Consider the following 8,484-nt stretch of genomic DNA (forward strand, 5'->3'; position numbering starts at 1 on the left):
CCCAATCATATGTTCGAAAACACAATATGTTGTGTTTACAGCAACGGCGGGATGCCACCTGTGGCACCCCGCCTTTCAACCTCAACCTTCAAGTTGACCTTGAGGCGATTTTTGCGTCCCTTTACATGCCGTTCACATCGCCCCCAAACTCCCCCACCCAAGGCACATGCGGCCCACCACCGCGACGACAAGTGGCAAAAAATGGGACGGGCCCCAGATTGCCCATGCGCGCGCAAAAGCACGCCGCGGCAATCTGGGGCCCGTCCCCAAATACCTATAGATATGCAGGCCAGCGATGTGTTAACGATGTGCCAGCGGGTGCGCCGCCAGATAGACCTCGGTCAGTTGCGTACGATCGACATGCGTGTAGACCTGCGTGGTCGATATATCGGCATGTCCCAAGATCTCCTGTAGCACACGGAGGTCTGCACCGCCCGCAAGCATATGGGTGGCAAAGGAGTGACGCAGCGTATGGGGATGGAGTCCCACCAGCCCCACCTGGCGCCCGTAGCGCTCACAGATGGCATGGATGCCCTGGCGCGACAGACGGCGGCCGTTCTTATTTAAAAAGACCGCCGAGGTCTCGGTTCCGTGGGCATGGGCCGCCAAGCGAGAACGCCCCTTAGTTATATAGCGCGTCAGAGCTCGCGCCGCGCTTCCCACCAACGGGGACAGGCGTTCCTTTGAGCCCTTACCGCGAACGAGCACAAAGCCATCGTCGATATGGATATCGCCCACATCGAGCCCCACCAACTCGCTCACACGCAAGCCGCATCCGTAGAGCACTTCCAAGATGGCATGGTCGCGCAAGCCCATCTCGCCCTCGGGGAAGTCTTGATCGAGCAGCGCCGAGACATCCTCCACCGATAGATACTCCGGCAAACGCTCAGCCTTTTTAGGCAGGCGCAACGCCGCCGTTGGATTTTGGGCCACAATCCCATCGCGCACCAAAAAGGCATGCAGGCCCTTCACGGCCGCAAGCGCACGCTCCACCGAGGCATCGGAATAGCCCCCATCGCGACGGTCGGCGACAAAGCCCTCCACGACCTGACGAGTCACCTCATCAAAAGACATGATGCCCGCCCGCTCCAGATACGCGCAGTACGTCGTCAGGTCACGACGATAGGCCGCAATCGTGTTGCGCGCCAAACCCCGCTCGACCGCGAGGTAATCGAGATACTCCCCCGCCGCCACGGCGAGCGACGAGGGAGTAGCTTCGGTATGTTCTTTGTTCGCCGGCACCCTTAGTCCGTAGCGAGGTTCATGGGCGTCACCTGCAGGCGATCGACACCCTCGTGCTGACCGATCGAGGCACGCACGAACTCTCGGAACAGCGGCTGCGGGTTGGTCGGACGGCTCTTGAACTCGGGGTGGGCCTGGGTTGCCACATACCAAGGATGCACGTCGCGCGGCAGCTCGACCATCTCGACCAGGCGCTCGTCGGGCGACAGACCCGAGATAACCAAACCGGCGTCCTCAAGCTGGTCGCGGAAGGCGTTGTTAAACTCAAAGCGGTGACGGTGACGCTCGTAGACGAGATCCTCGCCATATGCCTCGCGAGCGAGGGTATCGGCGGCGAGCTTGCACGGATAGGCGCCCAGACGCATGGTGCCGCCCTTCTCGGTGACATCCTCCTGCGAGCTCATCAGATCGATGACGCTAAACGGACCGTCCGGGTCGAACTCGGAGGAGCTGGCGCCGGCAAGGCCGACGACGTTGCGGGCGAACTCGCACACGGCCACCTGCATACCCAGGCAAATGCCCAGATACGGAATCTTGTGCTCGCGGGCAAACTCGGCCGCGAGGATCTTGCCCTCCAGGGCGCGCTTGCCAAAGCCGCCGGGGACCAGGATGCCCGAGGCGTCGCCCAGAACTTCGGAGACATTCTGCTCGTCGAGGCTCTCGCCGTCGACCAGCTGGACGTCCACATGGCGATCGTAGAAGACGCCCGCATGGTGCAGGGCCTCGATAACCGACAGGTACGCATCGGGCAGCTGCGTGTACTTGCCAACGACGGCGATCTTCACCTTGTCGGCGTGATGGTTGGCGTGATTCTGTTTGCGCAGGAACTCGTTCCACTCGCTCATGTCGCGCTCATGCGGGTCCAGACCCAGGCGCTCGCAAATGCGCAGGTCAAAGTCCTGCTCGGCAAGCAGCTGCGGAACATCGTAAATACTCGCGCAGTCCTCGTTGGTAAAGACGCAATCGGTGTCGACGTCGCAGAAGCTTGCGATCTTTCCGCGGATAGCGTCATCGATATGGTGGTCGGAGCGCAACACGATAATATCGGGCTGGATGCCAAAGCTGCGGAGCTCCTTGACGGAATGCTGCGTGGGCTTGGTCTTGACCTCGTGGGCGGCGGCGATATAGGGAACGAGCGACACGTGGATGTAGCAGACGTTCTCGGGGCCGGCCTCCTTGCGGTACTGACGAATGGCCTCGACAAACGGTTGGGACTCGATGTCGCCGATCGTGCCGCCCAGCTCGGTGATGACTACATCGGAGCCGGTCTGCTCCTCGATGCGCCGGAACTTATCCTTAATGGCATTGGTGACGTGAGGAATCACCTGCACGGTACCGCCCAAAAAGTCGCCGCGACGCTCGCGGGCGATGAGACTTTTGTAGATGGCACCGGTCGTAAAGTTGGAATCGCGGGTCAGGTTCTCATCAATAAAGCGCTCGTAATGACCCAGGTCCAGGTCGGACTCGTAACCATCCTCGGTTACAAAGACCTCACCATGCTGGAACGGGCTCATGGTACCGGGGTCGACGTTCAGATACGGGTCGGCCTTCTGCATCGTTACTTTGTAGCCACGCGACTTGAGCAGACGGCCCAGCGAGGCCGCGGTGATACCCTTGCCCAGGGACGAAACCACGCCACCGGTTACGAACACATGCTTGGTCATATTGAGTTACCTGCGCTTCCCGTAGAAGTTGTTTATCCACATCTTACGGGTCTTCATTGTAATACTCGCGCCGCGGACCGTTCGCAATTTTTCTCGCGTGCGATTGCATTTCTCAATCTTGAAACAAAACGCCGCCCGGTTTCCCAAGCGGCGTCGCTATGGCAAGGGTTACATGCTGCTATCGATCAGCAACCGCGTCCTCAAGCATTTCTTGAACGAGCATGCCGGTACGGACGCCCTCAAGATACCACTCACCACGTTCGGTGAGGCAAATGCCATTTGCAAGCTGACCGCCGTCGTCGCTATAACGCGAGACGACATCAATCATGCCTTCGGAATCCAAGCGATCGATTGCGGCGCGGGCACGATACGGCGAAACCCCCACGCGCTCGGCAAGCGTTTTGCGCGAGAAACCATACGGCCCGCCATTGTCTTCGGTTTGCTGGTCGATCTCCATCAACACCAGCACCTCGACACGCTTCATATCGTTAACACTCGCACGACCCTTGCCCGCCATAGCAGCCTCCTCAAACCGAGCACGAGCATCTAACGCGCCGTGCGCGACCGACACACCTCACGATGGCAGGTAATATCCATCATGCGGCATCCCGCTAAGGATGAAACAGTTACGGTTATTGTATACCGCTCAAATTGTTTCTAGGCAGGTAAACAGCTATTTTTCGCCGAAATAGACGCTTTATTGATCAAAAAGCCGTACCGGGCGCTAACCCGATACGGCCAAAATGCAATGCAATTACCGCGGTGCTTCAAACTTAGCGATGGAAGAAACCGCGGCGCTCAAACTTGGGCTCGCAGCACACGTTGATACCCAGTTTGCGCAGTACCGTCTCGTCCGTCGGCGAGATAATCACGCTAAAGAAGGCATCGCAACCGCGCAGCTGCTCCAGGCCCGAAAGGACGCGAGCGGCCGTCTCACTCGTGGCCGAGGTGATCGACAGCGCCATAAGCGTCTCGTCGGTGTGGAGGCGCGGGTTTTTGCTGCCCAGGAAATGCGTCTTGAGCTTGCTGATAGGCTCGATCGCCTCATCGCTAATGACCTCGAGCTCAAGGTCGACGCCCGAGACATGCTTGAGGGCGTTCATAATGAGCGAACTTGCGGCGCCCAGGCGCGTGGAGGTCTTACCGGTCACCACGGAGCCATCGGGCATGACCATGGCACCCACGGGACCACCCGTCAGCTGCTCCCTGGTGAGGGCCGCCGAGCGCGCCGGTGAGTAGTTCTTATCGATGCCGGCTTTCTTCATAATAATCTTGAGACGGTCGACTTGCTCATCGCCCACGCCGGTACGGCGCACATTTTCGACCGCGGTAAAGTAGCGGCGGACGATCTCCATCTTGGAAGCGTCGCGGCAGGCATCGTCATCGGTGATGGCAAAGCCGACCATATTGACGCCCATGTCCGTAGGGCTCTGGTAGGGGCTCTTGCCCAGGATCTTTTCCATCAGGGCACGAACTACCGGGAAGGCCTCGACGTCGCGGTTGTAGTTGACCGTGGTCTTGTTGTAGGCCTCAAGGTGGAACGAATCGATGATATTGGCGTCGTCGAGGTCAGCCGTGGCGGCCTCGTAGGCAATATTGACCGGATGCGTCAGAGGAAGATTCCAGACCGGGAAGGTCTCGAATTTGGCATAGCCGGCGGCGGTACCGTGCTTATGCTCGTGATACAGCTGCGAGAGGCAAGTGGCGAGCTTGCCCGAGCCAGGGCCGGGCGCCGTCACGACGACGAGCGGACGGGTGGTCTCGACAAACTCGTTCTTGCCATAGCCGTCGTCGGACACGATCAGGTCGACGTCGTGCGGATAGCCCTCGATGGGATAGTGGAGCTTGGCGGGAATGCCGAGCGCGTTCAGGCGGTTGCGGAACACATCGGCAGCGGGCTGGCCGGCGTACTGGGTGATGACCACGGCCGCGACAGCAAAGCCGTTGCCGCGGAACAGGTCAACCAGGCGCAGCACATCCTCGTCATAGGTAATGCCAAGGTCACCACGAGCCTTGTTCTTCTCGATGTGGTTCGCGTTAATGGCGATGATGACCTCGACGTCGTCGGCTATGCTCTTGAGCATGCGAAACTTGCTGTCCGGCTCAAAACCCGGCAGCACGCGGCTCGCGTGATAGTCGTCAAACAGCTTGCCGCCAAACTCCAAATACAGCTTGCCGCCAAACTGCGAGATGCGCTCCTTAATATGAGCGGCCTGCAGCTCGATATACTTCGCGTTGTCGAAACCCTGGCGCATGTATGGCTCCCGTCCCGTTTCGTAAATTAAGTTCCTACGCGATTATAACGGAGCAGACCCTCCCCGATGCCCAGGCCATCAACAGGCACCAACCAAACACGCCCACCGCAACCACCGGGGACCCGGGGTGGCTCATTTGGAACGGGAAACAAGGCACTCAGCACCAACAATGAAAACGTCGCAGGTTGAGCATAAGCCAGCGAAAGCCCGCCAGAGTAGGCAAAGCGCCCCTGCACCAACAATGGAAAGCGCCGCAGGCAGAGGACGGACAGCGAGCGCCGTCCAGAACGTACAAGTTGGCATGAAAAAGGCAAGGCATAGACCTTTTGGTCATGCCTTGCCTTTTGAATGACAAATTGTCGTTCTGGACGGCGCGCAGCGTCGACTGGCTGCGCGGTTCGTAGAACCGCGCAACATAAGAACACCCCCTCCCGCGCACGGAACGGGAGGGGGCCAAAGGTAGGAGTCTACCGGTGGGTTGACCCCACCGGACAGACGATGACCAGATGATCCTTTACAGGATCGTCAAGGTTTCCGTGGGGTACCCGTTGGGTACTTAGATCATCACGCAAGCGATGGTCAGGATGATGGCGCAGACGACGGAGAGAGCGACGATGAGCTTAAGAGCAAACTTGAGCCAGGTCGTCCACTCGATCTTGGCCAGGGCAAGACCGCCCATGATGGCGCCGGAAGTCGGGGTGAACAGGTTCACGATGCCGATGGCGGCGGAGTAGATCATGACCATGACCTCGGGCGAGAAGCCGAGCTTGACAGCCAGCGGTCCCATGATGGGCATGGACACGGTAGCCATACCAGAGGTCGAGGGGATCAGGAAGGACAGGCCGAAGTAGACCAGGAAGCTCATGGGAGCGAAGATCACGCCGGACAGGCCAGCCAGAGCATTGGCGGCAGCGTCGAGGACGTAGACGTCGAGGCCGGTGCTAGCCATGAGGACGGAGATACCACGGGCAAGAGCGATGACGAGGACAACGGACATCATGTCGGCAGCGCCGGTGATGAAGGTGTTGACGATCTGCTTCTCGGACAGGCCGCCGATAATACCGATCAGGACAGCCATGAGGAAGAACCAGGTGGAAGCCTCGTCGAAGTACCACTGGCCAATGGGCAGGCCGGTGATCAGGGCAGACCAGCCCTGAACGATGGCGTTACCGTCGGCGTCATAGACAGCGCCAGCATCGAAGAAGTTGGCGACGCCCTCGTTGAGGTCGGCTAGCGGAATGAAGCCGACGATCATGACGACGAAGGTGAAGGCAAAGGCGATCAGAACACCCTTCTGACGACCGGTGAGCTTGACCTCCTTGTTAACCTCGGAAGCAGCCTTGCCGTGAGTCTCTTCGGCGTCCTTGAGCTCCTGCATCGAAAGGATGGTGGAACCCTTGTCAGCCTTAACCTTCTTGGCATAGTTCATGACGAAGAAGATGGACATGCCGGTGGTAACAATCCACAGGACGGCACCGAGGCCGATGATGATGGACTGGTTGACCTCGATGCCAACGCCGGTCAGAGCGTCGACGGCAGCGCCGACGGCGAACGGGTTAACCGTGGAGCCGAGGCAGCCGCAGCCAGCGCCGAGCAGGACGGTAGCGGCGCCGACCATGGGGTCGAAGCCAGCAGCCATCATCGTAGCGGCGAGCAGGGCGTAGAAGGGAACAGTCTCCTCGCACATACCATAGGTGGTACCACCGAGGGAGAAGATGAGCATCAGCACGGGAACGAGCATGATCTCATTGCCCTTAAGCTTCTGCACCAGAACGGCAATGCCGTTGTCCAAGGCGCCGGTTTCGGTCATCATGCCGAGGAAGCCGCCGAGGATCATAACGAAGAGGCAAACGGGCAGAGCGTCGGCGAAGCCCTTGACAGGGGCGGTGCAGAAATCGCTCAGGCGGGCAGCGGTAACCTCGCCACCGGACGTACCGGAGACGATAACGGTAATAACCGCGACAATTGCCAGCAGAGCAAGAAGAATGGTGAACGATGAAGGCATACCGCGCTTTTTCTTAGCGGTCTCAGTCATAGTTCTCATCCCCCCTTCATAAATCATTTACTGATCTCGCCCGAAGCGGCTCTTCCGTGCCGTGCATGTCGCTCGGTGCGAGATTTTTACCAGACAAAAGCGCTCGGGGTGCGTAGCAATACACCCCGAGCGAGATGCTAGATGCTCTTACTTGAGCGTAGCGTACATGACAGCCTTGATGGTGTGCATGCGGTTCTCGGCCTCGTCGAAGACCTTGGAAGCGGGGCTCTCGAAGACCTCGTCAGTGACCTCCTGCTCGGTGATGCCGAACTGCTCGCACTTCTCGGCGCCAATCGTGGTGTTGGTGTCGTGGAAGCTGGGCAGGCAGTGCAGGAAGATGGCACCCGGGTTGGCCATAGCCATGACCTCAGAGGTAACGCGATACGGGGTGAGCTGAGCGATGCGCTCGGCCCAGACCTCGTCAGGCTCGCCCATGGAGACCCACACGTCGGTGTAGAGAACGTCGGCACCGGTGACGCCGTCCTTGACGTCGGTGGTCAGCTTGATGGTGCAGCCGTTAGCCTCAGCGATGGGCTTGCAGGCCTCGATGACGTCGTCAGCGGGCATGCACTCCTCGGGGCCGCAGGCCACGAAGTTCATGCCGAGCTTGGAGCAGACGACCATGAGGGAGCGAGCAACGTTGTTCTTGCAGTCACCCATGAAGACGAGGGTCTTGCCCTTGATGTCGTAGTTGAAGTTCTCCTGGACGGTCAGGATGTCGGCGAGCATCTGGGTGGGATGCCACTCAGTGGTCAGGCCGTTCCACACGGGCACGCCGGACTTAGCAGCGAGCTCCTCGACGTCGTCCTGGGCAAAGCCACGGAACTCGATGCCATCATACATGCGGCCGAGAACACGGGCGGTATCCTCGATGGACTCCTTCTTGCCCATCTGCGACGAACCCGGATCGAGGTAGGTGACGCCCATGCCCAGATCCATGCCGCCGACCTCGAAGGCGCAGCGGGTACGAGTGGAGGTCTTCTGGAAGAGCAGAACGATGTTCTTGCCCTCGAGATAGCGGTGCGGAACGCCAGCGCGCTTCATATCCTTGAAGTTCTTGGAGAGCTTGAGCAGGTACTCGATCTCCTCGGTGGTGAGGTCGAGGAGCTTGAGGAAGCTACGGCCGGAGAGGTTAACACCCATGGTTCGTTTCCTTTCGAAGAAATGAATTACGTAAGTATTAGTGTCGCCCGTTTGACGGGCGAAACCGGTGCGGTTGTAGGGAGACCGCACCGGAAACGGAAAGACTTAGAGGTCCTCGCGCCAGAAGGGCATGCTCATGCAGCGC

The 8,484-nt window shown here is 59.3% G+C and carries 6 protein-coding genes; all 6 read right to left on the bottom strand.

The features are described from left to right. Nucleotides 1-300 precede the first annotated feature (300 nt). A complete protein-coding gene (gene xerD, locus DW943_RS03450) occupies nucleotides 301-1,242 on the bottom strand; it encodes a site-specific tyrosine recombinase XerD (RefSeq protein WP_117584232.1) in 942 nt (313 codons plus the stop codon). A 2-nt stretch (nucleotides 1,243-1,244) separates the two neighbouring features. Beyond that, a complete protein-coding gene (locus tag DW943_RS03455; RefSeq protein ID WP_117840380.1) occupies nucleotides 1,245-2,906 on the bottom strand; it encodes a CTP synthase in 1,662 nt (553 codons plus the stop codon). Between the two features lie 178 nt (nucleotides 2,907-3,084). Continuing rightward, nucleotides 3,085-3,423 (bottom strand): hypothetical protein, encoded by a 339-nt coding sequence (locus DW943_RS03460; RefSeq protein WP_117862195.1) that lies wholly within the window; start codon nucleotides 3,421-3,423, stop codon nucleotides 3,085-3,087. A 256-nt stretch (nucleotides 3,424-3,679) separates the two neighbouring features. After that, nucleotides 3,680-5,161, bottom strand: a complete 1,482-nt coding sequence (locus tag DW943_RS03465) for a DUF1846 domain-containing protein (RefSeq protein ID WP_006234276.1) — start codon at nucleotides 5,159-5,161, stop codon at nucleotides 3,680-3,682. Between the two features lie 556 nt (nucleotides 5,162-5,717). Further along, on the bottom strand, nucleotides 5,718-7,205 hold the full coding sequence (locus tag DW943_RS03470) for a YfcC family protein (protein WP_370448068.1): 1,488 nt from the start codon (nucleotides 7,203-7,205) through the stop codon (nucleotides 5,718-5,720). Nucleotides 7,206-7,343: 138 nt separating this feature from the next. Then, nucleotides 7,344-8,339 (bottom strand): ornithine carbamoyltransferase, encoded by a 996-nt coding sequence (gene argF / locus DW943_RS03475; RefSeq protein ID WP_117584234.1) that lies wholly within the window; start codon nucleotides 8,337-8,339, stop codon nucleotides 7,344-7,346. Nucleotides 8,340-8,484 lie beyond the last annotated feature (145 nt).

Origin of the sequence: Collinsella sp. AM44-11, from assembly GCF_003467145.1 — a bacterium.
In the GTDB taxonomy this organism is placed as follows: domain Bacteria; phylum Actinomycetota; class Coriobacteriia; order Coriobacteriales; family Coriobacteriaceae; genus Collinsella.

What these genes read in the sequence shown, in the direction of transcription:
- DW943_RS03455 (WP_117840380.1), bottom strand. Translation starts at nt 2,906, where the DNA reads ATGACCAAGCATGTGTTCGTAACCGGTGGCGTGGTTTCGTCCCTGGGC.
- DW943_RS03460 (WP_117862195.1), bottom strand. Translation starts at nt 3,423, where the DNA reads ATGGCGGGCAAGGGTCGTGCGAGTGTTAACGATATGAAGCGTGTCGAG.
- DW943_RS03465 (WP_006234276.1), bottom strand. Translation starts at nt 5,161, where the DNA reads ATGCGCCAGGGTTTCGACAACGCGAAGTATATCGAGCTGCAGGCCGCT.
- DW943_RS03470 (WP_370448068.1), bottom strand. Translation starts at nt 7,205, where the DNA reads ATGAGAACTATGACTGAGACCGCTAAGAAAAAGCGCGGTATGCCTTCA.
- argF (WP_117584234.1), bottom strand. Translation starts at nt 8,339, where the DNA reads ATGGGTGTTAACCTCTCCGGCCGTAGCTTCCTCAAGCTCCTCGACCTC.